General features: G+C 61.6%; 11 protein-coding genes. 6 read left to right on the top strand and 5 right to left on the bottom strand.

Going from position 1 to position 17,124, the window contains the following annotated elements; genetic code table 11:
* Positions 1-109 precede the first annotated feature (109 nt).
* Positions 110-2,191, top strand: a complete 2,082-nt coding sequence (locus HKK52_RS05605) for a putative bifunctional diguanylate cyclase/phosphodiesterase (protein WP_169369928.1) — start codon at positions 110-112, stop codon at positions 2,189-2,191.
* 253 nt (positions 2,192-2,444) lie between these two features.
* The gene (locus HKK52_RS05600; RefSeq protein ID WP_169369927.1) at positions 2,445-3,191 is read left to right on the top strand and encodes an SDR family oxidoreductase; all 747 of its coding nucleotides are present in this window, start codon (positions 2,445-2,447) and stop codon (positions 3,189-3,191) included.
* A gap of 142 nt (positions 3,192-3,333) precedes the next feature.
* On the opposite strand, the gene mapR is transcribed toward HKK52_RS05600, so the two are convergent.
* The 3 genes from mapR to HKK52_RS05585 form a co-directional block, all read right to left on the bottom strand.
* On the bottom strand, positions 3,334-4,743 hold the full coding sequence (gene mapR / locus HKK52_RS05595; protein WP_169369926.1) for a GntR family transcriptional regulator MpaR: 1,410 nt from the start codon (positions 4,741-4,743) through the stop codon (positions 3,334-3,336).
* Positions 4,744-4,912: 169 nt separating this feature from the next.
* The gene (ccoG, locus tag HKK52_RS05590; RefSeq protein WP_169369925.1) at positions 4,913-6,325 is read right to left on the bottom strand and encodes a cytochrome c oxidase accessory protein CcoG; all 1,413 of its coding nucleotides are present in this window, start codon (positions 6,323-6,325) and stop codon (positions 4,913-4,915) included.
* Positions 6,326-6,520: 195 nt separating this feature from the next.
* Positions 6,521-6,754, bottom strand: coding sequence for a DUF3203 family protein (locus HKK52_RS05585; protein WP_169369924.1), 234 nt, complete (start codon positions 6,752-6,754; stop codon positions 6,521-6,523).
* A 121-nt stretch (positions 6,755-6,875) separates the two neighbouring features.
* Here HKK52_RS05585 and HKK52_RS05580 point away from each other — a divergent pair, with 121 nt between their 5' ends.
* Positions 6,876-7,382, top strand: a complete 507-nt coding sequence (locus HKK52_RS05580) for an MgtC/SapB family protein (protein WP_169369923.1) — start codon at positions 6,876-6,878, stop codon at positions 7,380-7,382.
* 105 nt (positions 7,383-7,487) lie between these two features.
* Here the strand turns inward: HKK52_RS05580 and HKK52_RS05575 are convergent, their stop codons facing one another.
* The gene (locus tag HKK52_RS05575; RefSeq protein ID WP_169368738.1) at positions 7,488-7,679 is read right to left on the bottom strand and encodes a hypothetical protein; all 192 of its coding nucleotides are present in this window, start codon (positions 7,677-7,679) and stop codon (positions 7,488-7,490) included.
* A 195-nt stretch (positions 7,680-7,874) separates the two neighbouring features.
* Here HKK52_RS05575 and HKK52_RS05570 point away from each other — a divergent pair, with 195 nt between their 5' ends.
* From HKK52_RS05570 to glgB, 3 genes are all read left to right on the top strand, one after another.
* A complete protein-coding gene (locus HKK52_RS05570; protein WP_169369922.1) occupies positions 7,875-9,869 on the top strand; it encodes an alpha-1,4-glucan--maltose-1-phosphate maltosyltransferase in 1,995 nt (664 codons plus the stop codon).
* Between the two features lie 161 nt (positions 9,870-10,030).
* Complete coding sequence (gene treS, locus HKK52_RS05565; RefSeq protein ID WP_169369921.1) at positions 10,031-13,372, top strand: maltose alpha-D-glucosyltransferase; 3,342 nt, start codon at positions 10,031-10,033, stop codon at positions 13,370-13,372.
* A gap of 2 nt (positions 13,373-13,374) precedes the next feature.
* Positions 13,375-15,606, top strand: a complete 2,232-nt coding sequence (gene glgB / locus HKK52_RS05560) for a 1,4-alpha-glucan branching protein GlgB (protein ID WP_169369920.1) — start codon at positions 13,375-13,377, stop codon at positions 15,604-15,606.
* 171 nt (positions 15,607-15,777) lie between these two features.
* Here glgB and HKK52_RS05555 read toward each other — a convergent pair whose 3' ends face one another.
* Entirely contained in the window at positions 15,778-16,845 is a 1,068-nt protein-coding gene (locus HKK52_RS05555; protein WP_169369919.1) for an autotransporter domain-containing protein, read from the bottom strand.
* Positions 16,846-17,124: the final 279 nt, after the last annotated feature.

Here is a 17,124-nt window from a genome sequence, read left to right as displayed (position 1 = left end):
GATGGCCTTTTGATAATTTTGTCAGTGCGTTCTTCCGCGCAATCAGTACAATCGCCGACTTTGCCCCCCGAGAACGGATGCAGTACGGCGGGCTGTCACGAGAAATCCCATGCTCATCGGCACCTATTCCCCCACGCTGGTTTTCATTTCGCTGTGCGTGGCGATTCTCGCTTCGTACACCGCCCTTGACCTGACTGGCCGGATTGCCACGACCAAGGGCCGCGCCGTTCACCTGTGGACCGCCGGCGGCGCCGTCGCCATGGGCATTGGCGTGTGGTCGATGCATTTCATCGGCATGCTCGCGTTCAAATTACCCATCGACCTCGGCTACGATCTCAGCCTGACCGTGCTTTCGCTGGTCATTGCCATCCTGTCCTGCGGCTTTGCCCTGTGGCTGGTCAGCCAGCCGAAGCTGCCGGCCTGGCAACTGGCGTTCGGCGCGCTGGTGATGGGCGCCGGGATCAGCGCCATGCATTACACCGGCATGGCCGCCATGCTCATGGTGCCGGGCATCGATTACGACCCGACGCTGTTCGGCGCCTCGCTGCTGATTGCTGTGGGTGCGTCGGCCGCGGCGTTATGGATTGCCTTCCGCCTGCGCCAGCACACGCCCTACGTCGGCCTGATCCGTGGCGGCGCCGCGGTAATCATGGGCTTCGCCATCGTCGGCATGCACTACACCGGCATGGCCGCAGCACGGTTCCCGGACGGCAGCTTCTGCGGCGCCGCCCTCAGCGGCTTGAGCGGTAAAGGCCTGGACAATCTGGTGCTGATCACCACCCTCGCGGTGTTGAGCATTGCCTTGCTCACCTCGATCCTCGATGCACGTTTGGAAGCACGCACCGCCGACCTCGCGCACTCGCTGACCGAAGCCAACCGCGAACTCACCCAACTGGCTTTGCACGACACCTTGACCGGCCTGCCGAACCGCATGCTGCTGGCGGATCGCATCGAACTGGCCATGTCCAAGGTGCAAGAGCAGGGCGGTTGTTTTGCGCTGATGTTCATCGATCTGGACGGCTTCAAACCGGTCAACGATGCCTTCGGTCACCACATGGGCGACCAGTTGTTGCGTGAGGTCAGCCTGCGTCTGCGCGAAGACTTGCGCAGCCAGGACACGTTGGCGCGGATTGGCGGTGACGAGTTCGTGCTGCTGGTGCGCCTGAGCGAACCCAACGATGCGTTGAACCTGGCGGCGCGTCAGGTCGGCTTGATCGCGCGCTCGTTCCGGGTGGCCGAGCATGACCTGCAGATTTCCGCCAGCGTCGGCATCGCCCTGTACCCGGGCAATGGCCACACCGCCCAGGAACTGCTGATGAATGCCGACGCCGCGATGTACCACGCAAAAGGCGCGGGCAAAAACGGCCACAGCTTCTTCGATGCCTCGATGAACAGCAACGCACGCAAACAGCTGCAATTGCTGCAAGACCTGCGCGCGGCCCTGGAGCAACAACAGTTCAGCTTGTATTACCAGCCCAAATTCGACGCCAGCAATGGTCGTCCGGTCGGTGCCGAGGCCTTGCTGCGCTGGGAACATCCAACCCAGGGCATGTTGCTGCCGGACAAGTTCATCGAACTGGCGGAAAAGACCGGGCTGATCATTCCCATCGGCGACTGGGTGCTCAACGAAGCCTGTCGGCAGATGCGCGAATGGTATGTGCTCGGCTACACCGACTGGCGCATCGCCGTGAATCTCTCGGCGTTGCAGTTCTGTCACGCCGGCCTGGTCCAGAGCGTGGCCAAGGCCTTGGCCACGCACCATTTGCCGGCCAACAGCCTGACCCTGGAAATCACCGAAACCACCGCCATGAGCGACGCCGATGCGAGCATGACCGTGCTGCAGGAACTGTCGGAAATGGGCGTCGATTTGTCGATCGATGACTTCGGCACCGGTTATTCGAGCTTGATGTACCTCAAGCGTTTGCCGGCCAACGAACTGAAGATCGACCGGGGTTTTGTCCGGGATCTGGAACATGACAGTGATGACGCCGCCATCGTCTCGGCGATCGTTGCGCTCGGTCAGGCACTGGGTTTGCGGATTGTGGCAGAAGGCGTGGAGACCGGTGTGCAGCAGGACTTCCTGACCAAACTGGGGTGTGATTCGTTGCAGGGTTACCTGCTCGGGCACCCGCTGCCGGCGGAGCGTTTCATGATCGATATTCACCGTGGCGAGCAATTAGCGGCCGGCTGATCCCCCGTAGCAGCTGTCGAGCACCGCGAGGCAGCGTTCGGCGACGAAGTCGTCGCAAACCCTGCGCACGCGGTCTGCCTGATACACCGCGTTGGCTGATTTTACGACGACTTCGTCGCCGAACGCTGCCTCGCGGTGCTCGACAGCTGCTACGGGGTCGCTGCCATGACAATTGATGCAGGCCCATGCAAAACCCGCCAATGGCGGTTATTCTTGCCCCCGACTGCTTAAGCTTGAAATGGGGAATGTCAGCATGGAAAAAGTCATCGTCATCACCGGCGGCAGCCGCGGAATCGGCGCCGCCACGGCGTTGTTGGCCGCTGCGCAGGGCTATCGGATCTGTATCAACTACCTGGCTGACGAACAGGCTGCGCAAAGCGTGCTTGAGCAAGTCCGCGCGCTGGGTGCGCAAGCCATAGCGGTACGGGCTGACGTCAGCATCGAAGACGAAGTCGTCGCCATGTTTCACCGAGTCGACACCGAACTGGGCCGGGTCACGGCGTTGGTGAACAACGCCGGCACCGTCGGCCACAAGTCCCGGGTCGATGAAATGTCCGAATTCCGCATCCTCAAAATCCTCAAGACCAACGTCCTGGCGCCGATCCTCTGCGCCAAGCACGCGATCCTGCGCATGTCGCCCAAGCACGGCGGGCAGGGTGGCAGCATCGTCAATGTGTCTTCGGTGGCCGCACGCTTGGGCGCCCCCAGCGAATACGTCGACTACGCCGCGTCCAAAGGCGCGCTGGACACCTTCACCATTGGCCTCTCGAAAGAAGTGGCGGGTGAAGGGATTCGGGTCAACGCCGTGCGTCCCGGCTACATCTACACCGATTTCCACGCGCTGAGCGGCGATCCGGATCGGGTCAGCAAGCTGGAATCGGCGATCCCGATGGCCCGCGGCGGGCGCCCGGATGAAGTGGCGGAGGCGATTGTGTGGTTGTTGTCGGATAAGGCTTCGTATGCGACGGGGACTTTCGTTGACCTTGGTGGTGGGCGCTGACCCTGATCGTTCCCACGCTCTGCGTGGGAATGAATCCCGTGACGCTCTGCGTCACATCCGAAGCCAAACGCGGAGCGTCCGTGGCGGCATTCCCACGCAGAGCGTGGGAACGATCAGGCGGGGCGCGTGGGAACGATCACTGTCAGAACGACCTGACGATCCTGCCCAACGTCTCCATCGCCTTCTCCGAAGCCTCATCCCACGGGCTGCCGTAGTTCAGGCGAATGCAATTCCTGAAACGCTGGGTCGGTGAAAAGATCGGCCCCGGCGCGATGCTGATGCCTTGGGCCAGCGCCATCTGGAACAACTTCAACGAATCCATCTGCGGTGGCAGCTCCAGCCACAGAAAGTAGCCGCCGGCCGGCTGGCTGACGCGGGTCTGCGCCGGGAAGTAGCGGGCGATGGCGGCGAGCATGGCGCTTTGCTGTTCTTCCAGGGCGTAACGCAGTTTGCGCAGGTGGCGGTCGTAGCCGCCGTGTTGCAGGTAATCGGCGATGGCTGCCTGGGCCGGCATCGAGGCGCAGAGCGAGGTCATGAGCTTCAGCCGTTCGATTTTCTGCGCGTAACGCCCGGCGGCGACCCAGCCGATGCGGTAGCCGGGGGCCAGGCTCTTGGCGAATGAACCGCAATGCATCACCAAACCCTCGGTATCAAACGCCTTGGCCGGTTTCGGCGCTTGTTGGCCGTAATAGAGCTCGGCGTAGACGTCGTCCTCGATCAGCGGCACTTGATGGCTGCGCAACAATTCCACCAATTCCTGCTTCTTCGCCTCAGGCATGGTCGCGCCCATCGGGTTCTGGAAACTGGTCATGCACCAGCAGGCCTTGATCGGGTGGCGCTCCAGGGTTTGCGCGAGCACGCCGAGGTCGATGCCGTCCCGCGGGTGCACCGGGATTTCCACCGCTTTGAGCTTCAGGCGTTCCAGCACTTGCAGGCTGGCGTAGAACGCCGGGGCTTCGATGGCCACCAGGTCGCCGGGTTCGGTGACGGCTTGCAGGCACAGGTTCAGGGCTTCTAGGGCGCCGTTGGTGATCAGCAACTCTTCCATCGGCAACATCAGCCCGCCGACCATGTAGCGCAGGGCGATTTGCCTGCGTAGCTGCGGGTTGCCCGGCGACATGTCGGTGACGACCATGCGCGGGTCCATCTCCCGGGCGGCACTGGCCAGGGAGCGGGACAGGCGTTGCAGCGGGAACAGGGTAGGGCTGGGGAACGCCGAGCCGAACGGCACGGTGTTGGGGTCCTTGATCGAGTCGAGGACCGAGAACACCAGTTCGCTGACGTCGACTTTGGTGGACTCGTTGACCTGGCTGCTGATCACCGGCTCCGAGAACGGGCTCGGGGCGTGGGTGTTGACGAAGTAGCCGGAACGCGGCCGCGCCCGGATCAGGCCGCGCCGTTCCAGCAGGTAATAAGCCTGGAACACCGTGGACGGGCTGACCCCGTAGGTCTGGCTGGCGTAGCGCACCGACGGCACGCGCTGGCCGGGGCCGAGGACCCCGGAGCGGATCAGTTCAGCGATGTCATCGGCGAATTTTTCGTAGCGTTTCATCTAGAACCCGGTTTGAAATTTTTCATGTGTACACAGTTGTGGCGAGGGAGCTTGCTCCCGCTGGGGTGCGTAGCGCCCCCAAAATCTTTGCGACTGCTTCGCAGCCGAGCGGGAGCAAGCTCCCTCGCCACAATGGACCGCGCCTGACAATGGGCGGCATCTTAACGGCTCAGCGATTCATCGGCGCAACAAACCGGCTCTGCGCCACGCTGTAGATGTCCGGCTCATCGCTGTCGACAATCTTGAAGCTGATGGTTTGCGAGCTGCTGCTCGGCCGTTCCGTGGTCATCGCCACCGACAGCGGCACATCGACAATCTCGCCCGGCGCCAGGCTCAACTCAGTCTTGCCTTGCAGCTGGAAACCCTCGCCATCCACCAGGCTCAAGCGGTAATCCTGGCGCTGCTGGGTCTTGTTGATGACTTTGAGGCTGTAGATGTTCTCGATCAGGCCTTCGCTGTTCTCACGGTACATGCCACGGTCCTTGGTGACGTCCAGCGACACCATCGGCCGTTCCACCAGCGCTAGGGCCAGCGCGCCGATCATGATCAGCAGCACCGCCGTGTAACCGATCAGGCGCGGACGCAGCAGGTGGGTCTTGCCACCCTGCAACTCATGCTCGGAGGTGTAGCTGATCAGTCCGCGAGCGTAGCCCATTTTGTCCATGATCGAATCGCAGGCGTCGATGCACGCCGCGCAACCGATGCATTCCATCTGCAAGCCGTCGCGGATGTCGATGCCGGTCGGGCAGACCTGCACGCAGACCTGGCAGTCGATGCAATCGCCGAGGCCGACGTCGGCCGGTTTCACCTCGCGTTTGCGCGGGCCACGGTTTTCGCCGCGGGCCACGTCGTAGGAAATGGTCAGGGTGTCCTTGTCGAACATCACGCTCTGGAACCGCGCATACGGGCACATGTGCATGCACACCGCTTCACGCAGCCAACCGGCGTTGATGTAAGTGGCGCCGGTAAAGAAGATCACCCAGAACAGACTGACGCCGGCCATTTGCAGGGTCAGCAGTTCTTCGGCCAAGGGGCGGATCGGCGTGAAGTAACCGACAAAGGTCAGGCCGGTGAGCAGGCTGATTGCCAGCCACAGCGTGTGCTTGGCCGAACGCCGCAACAGTTTGTTCAGGCCCCAGGGCGCGGCTTGCAGCTTGATCCGCTGGTTGCGCTCGCCTTCGGTGATCTTCTCGCACCACATGAAGATCCAGGTCCAGGAGCTTTGCGGGCAGGTGTAGCCGCACCAGACCCGGCCCGCAAACACCGTGATCGCAAACAGGCCGAACGCGGCAATGATCAGCAACGCGGAAAGCAGGATGAAATCCTGCGGCCAGAAGGTCGCGCCAAAAATGTGGAATTTGCTTTCGGACAAGTCCCAGAGCACCGCCTGGCGGCCGCCCCAGTTCAGCCACACCGTGCCGAAGAAGGCGAGGAACAGGAAACCGGCACCGCTCATGCGCAAGGTGCGGTACAGGCCGGTGAAGCTGCGGGTGTGGATCAGGTTGTCGCTGGATTTGGCCTTCATCTTTGGACGCGAAGGCTCGTATGTCTCTACGGTTCGGACGGGGATTCTCTCGCTCATGGTCGTTCGCTCATCAGCCTCCATCAGGCCGGTGCACTATGAGCGGCGATCTGTTTGCATAACAGACTCAGGTATAGCAATAAAAAGCGGATCAGATGGGATTTGAACGGGTGCCTGCGACAACTTGATGCACCCGCGAACGCAGGCCGCAGGCGCCTATCCCAGGCGCCTGCAGGCGTTGTTGATCCGGGTCAGTCAAATCACCGAATCACTGTCGGTGGCCTTCAAATGCTTACGACCGTCAACGGCACCTGCTACGGTCAATGCGTCGGCTTCTGCTTCGGTGATGTAAATACGCTGGCCGTTGATCTCCACCGCCGACATGGCTTTTTCCGAGTCGGTGATGACGGTGACGTCGGGGCACAGGCGAATTTCTTCGCCGTTTTCGGTGGTGAAAAAGCAGGTTTGGCTTTCGATGCGCACGGTCATGGTTCTGTCCTTTTTTCGGCGGAGACTGAAACGTTAGGTCGCCAGCGACGGCTATCGTTCTGTGCAACCGATTAATGGTCGGCGCGGTCCACCCTCTATCAACTCTCACAAGGACTGCGCGATGGACGCCTGGTGGCATGAAGTTTGGGTGACGCTGCAAGCGGAGTTCGCCGACGTTGGCGACGCTTCGCAACTGACGCGCATTACCGTGCGCCTGCTGATGGCCGCGTTGCTGGGCGGCATTTTGGGTTTCGAGCGTGAGCACAAGGGCAAGGCTGCCGGGGTGCGCACGCATATGTTGGTGGCCCTGGGCGCAGCGCTGTTTGTGCTGGTGCCGCAGATGTCCGGCTCCCAGGCCGATGCCATGAGCCGAGTGGTGCAAGGGGTGATCGCCGGGATCGGCTTTCTCGGCGCCGGGACCATCCTGAAGAACACCGAAGGCGATGAGGGCCACGTGAAAGGCCTGACCACCGCCGCCGGTTTGTGGATGACCGCAGCCATTGGCGTTTCCGCCGGGATGGGCCGCGAAGCGACGGCGGTGCTCAGCACGTTGCTGGCATTGGCGATTTTCAGCGTGATGCCGATGGTGGTGCGGATGCTCGACAAGAACAACAACCGTGAACCGTAAGATCGTTCCCACGCTCCGCGTGGGAATGCCTCAAGGGACGCTCCGCGTTCCACTGGGACGCAGAGCGTCCCGGGCTGCATTCCCACGCGGAGCGTGGGAGCGATCTTACTCGGGGCTGACGATCACCGGCGGCATGGTCTCCGGCGGGTCTTCGCGAGGGGGCGGGGTGGTGCCCGGCGGCTCCTGTTCCGGGACCGGATCCGGCTCGGTCGGCGGTATCGTCGGGTTGTCGATGTTGGGATCAGGCGTTTCAGCCGGGATCGGAATGCTCATCGTTGAAGCCTCCTTGTTGCACATGGCGTGAGTCGTGCTTAAGTGAGTTGACCACCGCGTGCAGGTTTTGATTCCCACTAATACTCAAGCAAATCCCCGTGAACTTTTACCGGCGCCTGTCGCTCGGAACCTAAGTGAGTTCATTCCGGGACGGACCGGCCCACGGGGATGAACATCAGGCACAAGAGCGTCCTTGGGGGCGTAAAGGAGAGATGCTCGATGATCGCTGAAAAGCCGACAGAACTCAGCTACAACCCGCACATGCCGCTGTCGCAGGCGTTGTTGCTGCCGCGCATTGCGATTGAAAACGTCATGCCGACCCTCGATGGCGGGCAGTTTGCCGTCAAGGCAGTGGTCGGTCAGGACGTGCTGGTGACCAGCAAGGTCTTTGCTGACGGCCACGACAAATTGGCCGTGCGCATCCGCTGGCGCGGCGAGGGCGAGGAGTCCTGGCACAGCGAAACCATGGCGGACCTGGGCAACAACGACTGGCAGGGCCGGTTCCGGGTCGAGCGCCAGGGCCGTCACGTGTTCTGCATCGAAGCCTGGATCGATCAGTTCGCCAGCTTCTGTTATGAACTCGAAAAGAAACACACCGCGCGGGTGCCAGTCAGCCTGGAATTGCAGGAAGGCCGTACGATGGTGCAACAGGCCGGCGAGCGCAGCGAAGGTGAACTGAGCGAGCAACTGGCGGGCCTGCACCATGAACTGTCCGGGCTGCTCGAAACCGAGCAGGTCGCGCTGTTCCTGCACCAGCGTAGCGCCGACCTCATGGCCGAGGCCGATCACCGCGCCTACCTGAGCCTGAGCCAGGAATACCCGCTGGACGTCGAACGGGAAATCGCCCAGTTCGCCAGTTGGTACGAGCTGTTTCCGCGCTCGATCACCGACGATCCTGCACGTCACGGCACCTTTAACGACGTGCACTCGCGGCTGCCGATGATTCAGGACATGGGCTTCGACGTGCTGTACTTCCCGCCGATCCACCCGATCGGCCGCAGCTACCGCAAAGGCCCGAACAATTCCCTGACCGCCGGCCCCGACGATCCGGGCAGCCCGTACGCCATCGGCAGTGCCGAGGGCGGCCACGAGGCGATTCATTCCGAGCTGGGCACCCGCGAAGACTTCCGCCGACTAGTCGTCGCGGCGGCCGAGCATGGGCTGGAAATCGCCCTCGACTTCGCCATCCAGTGCTCCCAGGACCACCCGTGGCTGCAGCAGCATCCGGGCTGGTTCAACTGGCGGCCTGACGGCACGATCAAATACGCCGAAAACCCGCCGAAGAAATACCAGGACATCGTCAACGTCGACTTCTATGCCGCTGACGCCATCCCCAGCCTCTGGGTGGAATTGCGCGACATCGTAGTCGGTTGGGTCGAGGAGGGCGTGAAGATCTTTCGCGTCGACAACCCGCACACCAAGCCGCTGCCGTTCTGGCAATGGCTGATCGCCGATGTGCGGGCGCTGCACCCCGAGGTGATCTTCCTCGCCGAAGCCTTTACCACCCCGGCGATGATGGCGCGGCTGGGCAAGGTCGGGTATTCCCAGAGCTACACCTATTTCACCTGGCGCAACACCAAGTACGAGCTGTCGACCTATTTCAGTGAACTGAACGAGTCACCGTGGAGTGAATGCTTCCGCCCGAACTTCTTCGTCAACACCCCGGACATCAACCCGGCGTTTCTCCATGAGTCCGGACGCCCCGGTTTTCTGATCCGCGCGGCGCTGGCGACCATGGGCTCGGGCCTGTGGGGCATGTATTCGGGGTTCGAACTGTGCGAGGCGGCACCGATCCCGGGCAAGGAGGAATACCTCAATTCCGAGAAGTACGAGATCCGCCCGCGGGACTTCAATGCGCCGGGCAACATCATTGCCGAGATCGCCCAGCTCAACCGCATCCGCCGGCAGAACCCGGCGTTGCAGACGCACCTGGGGCTGAAGATCTACAACGCCTGGAACGACAACATTCTGTATTTCGGCAAGCGCAGCGCCGACGGCAGCAACTTCATTCTGGTGGCCGTCAGCCTCGACCCGCACAACGTCCAGGAAGCCAATTTCGAATTGCCGCTGTGGGAAATGGGCTTGCCCGATGACGCCAGCACTCAAGGCGAAGACTTGATGAACGGTCACCGCTGGACCTGGCACGGCAAGTATCAATTCATGCGGATCGACCCGGCGCATCAGCCGTTCGGGATTTGGCGAATTACCGTCTAGCACGATCGACACGATCATTCCCACGCTCTGCGTGGGAATGCAGCCCGGGACGCTCCGCGTCCCTTCCAGAGCCGAACGCGGAGCGTCCGTTGAGGCATTCCCACGCAGAGCGTGGGAACGATCTGGGTCGAGGCGTTTTCTGTTTTCAACAGGAGTTTCAAATGGCGAAGAAACCCAAGGCCACAACTTTTATCAAGGATCCACTCTGGTACAAGGATGCGGTGATTTACCAGGTTCACGTTAAGTCTTTTTTCGACTCCAACAATGACGGGATCGGCGACTTTCCCGGGCTTATCGCCAAACTCGATTACATTGCCGATCTGGGCGTCAACACCATCTGGCTGTTGCCGTTCTATCCATCGCCACGCCGTGATGACGGCTACGACATCGCCGAATACCGCGGCGTGCATTCCGATTACGGCACCATGGCCGACGCCAAGCGCTTTATCGCCGAGGCGCACAAACGCGGTCTGCGGGTGATCACCGAGCTGGTCATCAACCACACCTCCGATCAGCACGCCTGGTTCCAGCGTGCGCGCAAAGCCAAGAAAGGCTCGGCCGCCCGGGATTTCTACGTCTGGTCCGATGACGACCAAAAGTACGCCGGCACCCGCATCATTTTCCTCGACACCGAGAAGTCCAACTGGACCTGGGACCCTGTGGCCGGCCAGTACTTCTGGCACCGTTTCTACTCGCACCAACCGGACTTGAACTTCGACAACCCGCAAGTCATGAAAGCGGTGCTCTCGGTCATGCGCTACTGGCTGGACATGGGCATTGACGGTCTGCGTCTGGACGCGATCCCGTACCTGATCGAGCGCGACGGCACCAACAACGAAAACCTGCCCGAGACCCACGACGTCCTCAAGCAGATCCGTGCCGAAATCGACGCGAACTACCCCGACCGCATGCTGCTGGCCGAGGCCAACCAATGGCCGGAAGACACCCAGCTGTACTTCGGTGACGCCGACGCCATCGGCCTGAACGGCGACGAATGCCACATGGCGTTCCACTTCCCGCTGATGCCGCGCATGTACATGGCGCTGGCCCAGGAAGATCGTTTCCCTATCACCGATATCCTGCGCCAGACCCCGGAGATCCCGGCCAACTGCCAGTGGGCGATTTTCCTGCGCAACCACGATGAGCTGACCCTGGAAATGGTCACCGACAAGGAGCGCGATTACCTGTGGAATTACTACGCGGCCGACCGTCGGGCGCGGATCAACCTGGGGATTCGCCGCCGTCTCGCGCCGCTGATGGAGCGTGACCGTCGCCGCGTCGAATTGCTCAACAGCCTGCTGCTGTCGATGCCCGGCACGCCGACCTTGTATTACGGCGATGAAATCGGCATGGGCGACAACATCTACCTCGGCGACCGCGACGGCGTGCGTACGCCGATGCAATGGTCGATCGACCGTAACGGCGGCTTCTCCCGCGCCGACCCGGCCAGCCTGGTGCTGCCGCCGATCATGGACCCGCAATACGGCTACCTGTCGGTCAACGTCGAAACCCAGGCCGGCGACCCACATTCGCTGCTGAACTGGACCCGGCGCATGCTCGCCGTGCGCAAGCAGTCCAAGGCGTTCGGCCGTGGCACGCTGAAAATGCTCTCGCCGAGCAACCGACGGATTCTGGCTTACACCCGTGAATTCACCGGTGCTGACGGCAAGCACGAAATCATCCTTTGCGTGGCCAACGTGTCGCGCAGCGCGCAAGCAGCGGAACTCGACCTGTCGGCCTACGCCGGCATGGTCCCGGTAGAGATGCTCGGCGGTAACGCTTTCCCGCCCATTGGCCAGTTGAACTTCCTGCTGACCCTGGCGCCGTACGGCTTCTATTGGTTCGTCCTGGCGGCGGAAAACCAGATGCCGAGCTGGCACGTGGAGCCCGCGCAAAGCCTGCCGGACTTCACCACCCTGGTGCTGAAAAAACGCATGGAAGAACTGCTCGAAGCGCCGTCCCGCGGCACGCTGGAGCAGGACATCCTGCCGAACTGGTTGCAGAACCGGCGCTGGTTTGCCGGCAAGGACGCGGCCATCGACAAGGTCAACATTGCCTACGGCGTGCGCTTCGGCGATCCGCTGCACCCGGTGCTGTTGAGTGAAATTGATGTCACCAGTGGCGGCCAGACCAGTCGTTATCAACTGCCGTTCGGCTTTATCTCTGAAGATCAGGTCGGCGCGGCACTGCCGCAGCAACTGGCTTTGTCGCGGGTTCGGCGTGTGCGTCAGGTCGGCTTGATCACCGATGCGTTCGCCCTTGAAACCTACGTCCACGCGGTGCTTGACGGCATTCAGGCCAGCACTGTGTTGCAGTCCAGCGAAGGCGAGATTCGGTTCGAGGCGACCCAGGAACTGGAGAAACGCGGCCTGAGCGCAGAATCGGAAGTGCGCTACCTGTCCGCCGAGCAGTCCAACAGTTCGGTGGTGATCGGCAACAGCCTGGTGCTGAAACTGATCCGCAAAATCGCCTCGGGCGTGCACCCGGAACTGGAAATGAGCGCGTACCTGACCCACGCCGGTTTCGCCAATATTTCACCGCTGCTGGGTTCGGTAATTCGCCGCGATGGCAAGGGTGAAGACACGTTGTTGATGATCGCCCAAGGCTACTTGAGCAATCAGGGCGATGCCTGGGAATGGACCCAGAACAACCTCGAGCGTGCGTTGCGTGATGAACTGGCCGATGCCATGTCCGAGCAGGAGCAGCACTACAACGCCTTGGGTGAGTTGCGCGATTTCGCCGGCATGCTCGGTCAACGCCTGGGGGAAATGCACCAGATCCTGGCGGCGCCGAGCGACAACCCCGACTTCGCCCCGCAGGTCACCACGGCGAAAGAAGCCCTGGCCTCGGCCAAGGACGTGGCGGCGCAGCTGGAACACGCGCTGAAGTTGCTCAAGCAGCATCAAAGCGAATTGAACCCGGCCGACAAAGCGCTGGTCACTCATTTGCTGGACAACAAAAAAACCATCCTCGGCCATGTCCAGGAACTGGGCAAGAAAGCCGTCGGTGGATTGCGGATTCGCGTGCATGGCGACTTGCACTTGGGCCAGGTGCTGGTGATCAAGGGCGATGCCTACCTGATCGACTTTGAAGGCGAACCGGCGCGGCCGCTCAGCGAGCGCCGGGGCAAGCACAGTCCGTATAAAGATGTCAGCGGTGTGCTGCGCTCCTTCGACTACGCCGCGGCGATGGCGATCAACGTGCACAACGTCGACAACACCGCCGATGCCCAAGCGGCGCGGCAACGGGTCGCTGATCGCTATCTAATTGAAGCGCAGCAGGCATTTATCGACGCTTATCGGCTGGCGGCAGCTAGTCTTGCTCATGCGTGGCAAGATCCTGAAGGCGAGGACGCCGCACTGGCGTTGTTCGGCCTGGAGAAGGCGGCCTACGAAGTGGCTTATGAGGCGGAAAATCGCCCCACCTGGCTGCCGGTGCCGTTGCACGGTTTGTATGGGTTATTGAGTGGGCTCAAACCCTTTTCCGATCTTGGTGGAGAGTAGTCATGAGTTTCTCGAACAAGGAACAGGGGCATCACAAAGAAGCGCTGCTACCCAGGGCGCGAGACATTGATGCGCTGGTACGCGCCGAACACCACGACCCGTTTGCGATCCTCGGCCCCCACGGCGATGAGCATGGCGGGCAATTCATCCGCGCCTATCTGCCCGACGCATTGAGCGTGCAGGTGTTGGCCAGGGATTCCGGCGAAGAGCTGGGCAGCCTTGAAGCCACCCAGACGCCGGGGCTGTTCGTCGGCCACTTCGACCGCGCCCAGCCCTATCTGCTGCGCACGCGCTGGGCCGGTGGCGAGCAGGTTGCGGAAGATCCTTACAGCTTCGGGCCGTTGCTCGGTGAGATGGACTTGTACCTGTTCGCCGAAGGCAATCACCGCGACCTCAGCGCCTGCCTCGGCGCGCAACTGAAGAACGTCGATGGCGTCGATGGCGTGCGCTTTGCGGTATGGGCGCCGAACGCCAAGCGTGTTTCCGTCGTGGGCGATTTCAACGTCTGGGACGGCCGTCGGCATCCGATGCGCTTGCGCCATCCGACCGGAGTCTGGGAATTGTTCATCCCACGCCTGCAAGCGGGGGAGGCGTACAAGTACGAAATCCTCGGCACCCAGGGCATTCTGCCGCTGAAGGCCGACCCAATGGCCCTGGCCACGCAAATGCCGCCGGACACCGCGTCGAAAGTCGCGGCTCCGTTGCAAATCGAGTGGCAGGACCATGAGTGGATGCAGGCGCGCGGCGACAAGCAGAAACCCAGTGCGCCGCTGTCGATCTACGAGTTGCACGCCGGTTCGTGGCAGTGCGAACTGGACGATCTGGGCGAGGTCGCCCGTCAGTACACCTGGCATGAGTTGGCCGACCGGTTGATTCCGTATGTGAAGGAACTGGGCTTCACCCACATCGAACTGATGCCGATCATGGAGCACCCGTTCGGCGGTTCCTGGGGTTATCAATTGCTCTCGCAATTTGCCCCGAGCGCCCGTTACGGCACGCCGGATGACTTCGCCGCGTTCGTCAACGCCTGTCACCAGGCTGACATCGGCGTGATCCTCGATTGGGTGCCGGCGCATTTCCCGACCGATACCCACGGCCTGGCGCAGTTCGATGGCACGGCGTTGTACGAGTACGCCAACCCGATGGAAGGCTTTCACCAGGATTGGGACACGCTGATCTACAACCTCGGGCGCACCGAAGTGCACGGCTACATGCTCGCTTCGGCGCTGCACTGGCTCAAGCATTTCCACGTCGATGGCCTGCGGGTCGATGCCGTGGCGTCGATGCTCTATCGCGATTACTCGCGCAAGGCCGGCGAATGGGTGCCGAACCGCCATGGCGGTCGCGAGAACCTGGAAGCCATCGACTTCCTGCGCCACCTAAACGACGTGGTGGACCTGGAAGCGCCCGGTGCGTTGGTGATCGCTGAAGAATCCACCGCTTGGCCAGGTGTCAGCCAGAACACCCAGCAGGGTGGTCTCGGTTTCGACTACAAGTGGAACATGGGCTGGATGCACGATTCGCTGCATTACATCCAGCAGGACCCGGTTTACCGCGCCCATCACCATAACGAGCTGAGTTTCGGCCTGGTGTATGCGTGGTCCGAGCGTTTCATCCTGCCGATTTCCCACGATGAAGTGGTGCACGGCAAGCATTCGCTGATCGACAAGATGCCCGGCGACCGCTGGCAGAAGTTTGCCAACCTGCGTGCTTACCTGAGTTTCATGTGGGCGCACCCGGGCAAGAAACTGCTGTTCATGGGCTGCGAGTTTGGCCAGTGGCGCGAGTGGAATCACGATCAGCAACTGGATTGGTACCTGTTGCAATACTCCGAGCACAAAGGCGTGCAAAAACTGGTGGGCGACCTCAACCGGTTGTACCGCGAAGAACCGGCGCTGCACGATCAGGACGATGCGCCGCAAGGCTTCCAGTGGTTGATCGGCGATGACGCGGTCAACAGCGTTTATGCCTTTATGCGCTGGAGCAAGGACGGTCGGCCCGCGCTGGTGGTGGCCAACTTCACGCCGGTACCGCGTCCGGCCTATCGCATCGGCGTGCCGTTTGCCGGGCGCTGGGCCGAACTGATCAACAGCGATGCCGACACCTATGCCGGTTCCAATTATGGCAATGGCGGCGGGGCGTTTACCGAAGAAGAACCGAGCCATGGCCAGGCATTGTCGCTGGTGTTGAACCTGCCGCCGCTGGCGGTGCTGATCCTGCGGCCGGAGGGTTGATCCTCTAACACCGCGTCGCTCCCTTCGCGGGCAAGCCTCGCTCCTACGGAATTGATCGTTCCCACGCTCTGCGTGGGAATGCCTCAAGGGACGCTCCGCGTTCCAATGGGACGCGGAGCGTCCCGGGCTGCATTCCTTTGCTGCGCGTGGGAACGATCAACCCGTAAGGCTTCACCACCGCATCCGAACCCCCAAACTGCCAATCAACCCGTTCAAATCATTGTCATCCACATCACTGCTGTAATCGGCGCTGACGTACAGGCTGACGGCGGGCGTGACCCTGGCCACCAACCCCAATCCCACATCCACGGTCGATGAATTGCGACTGCTGCTGATCTTGTCCACCTGATCCAGCGTCACGGTATTGCCGGTGTACACCGTGTGCCACAAGTTGGTCCGCACATAGGGTTCGACGGGCAGGCCATTGATGTCGTAACTGCCTTTCAACCGCGCACCGACCCGGCCGCTCCAGGACGTCAGGTCGCTGGATGAGGCGTTATTGGCCCCGGCATAGGGCGTGTCCAGGGTAATACGCTGGTTGATCAACTGCGCCTGGGGTTCCACCACCCAGTTCTCGCCCAGGCCAATGGGGAAGCCACCTTCCACCGACACCGTCATCGCGCTGCCCTCGGCGGTTTGCCGCATGCCCTGAGCATCGCGGCTGAAGCCGTTGACCCGGCCTCCGCTGGCGGTCAAATCGACGTGCCAGCCTTGTGGTCCGGTCAGGCTCCAGTAGGCGCCCAGACTCTGGCCTTGCAGGTTGAGGGTGTCATTGCCCGGATCGGCCATGGCGCGGCCGGTCAATAGGCCATCGCTATTGCCCTGGTACTGACTGGTGCCACCGATCAGCCCGACCCGTTGCACATGACCGCTGCTGCTTTGCAGGGTCAGGAGGGCCGGGCCTTTGAATTCGTCGGCGCCTGAGGCCGTAAAAGCCCCGGACAGAACATCGGTTTCTGCCCGGCGCGAAGCCTGGCCATAGAGTTGATCCCAGGCAGCAGGCGCGGCGTCTTCAGTGCTCAGGTGTGAACTTCGCAAGTCCGGGTTGAAGGTGTAGCGGCCAGGGTAGGTGGCGGCGACGTTGGGCAAGGTCAGTGTCGGCACTTCCTGGCGATACCAGGGAGTGGCGTCGTCCTCGGCAGGACCGGCCTGTACATCCATGGATGAACACAGCAGGAGTGTGCTCGAGACGGTGCAAACAGTGAATCTGATCTCTTGGGGGGTGAATGAAGTTTTCATGGAGGTCTACCTTGCAAACGCATGCCGTTTCTCGCTTTGGCGTCTCTCCTACCCCGAATGAGGGGCGACCGAATGGAATGAGGCAAGCCTGTGGCCGCCCGTTTTCGCGGGTGTCTGAAGGTTTGTCCCTGGTGTATTTCCGGGGGTAGTAACGTGTAGCTAAGAAGACCTGTGACCTTGCGTCAAGAAAATGGCCGATAAATGGTAGGGCTATTTTAGCGGTTACAAGTGTCTGTTTTCCGGCGTGTCCATAAGTGATTGTTTGTACAAAAAATCATC

It is taken from the genome of Pseudomonas sp. ADAK2, assembly GCF_012935755.1.
GTDB lineage: Bacteria > Pseudomonadota > Gammaproteobacteria > Pseudomonadales > Pseudomonadaceae > Aquipseudomonas.
Note: the sequence above shows the minus strand (reverse complement) of the source record. Positions and strands in the feature narration are given on the sequence as shown.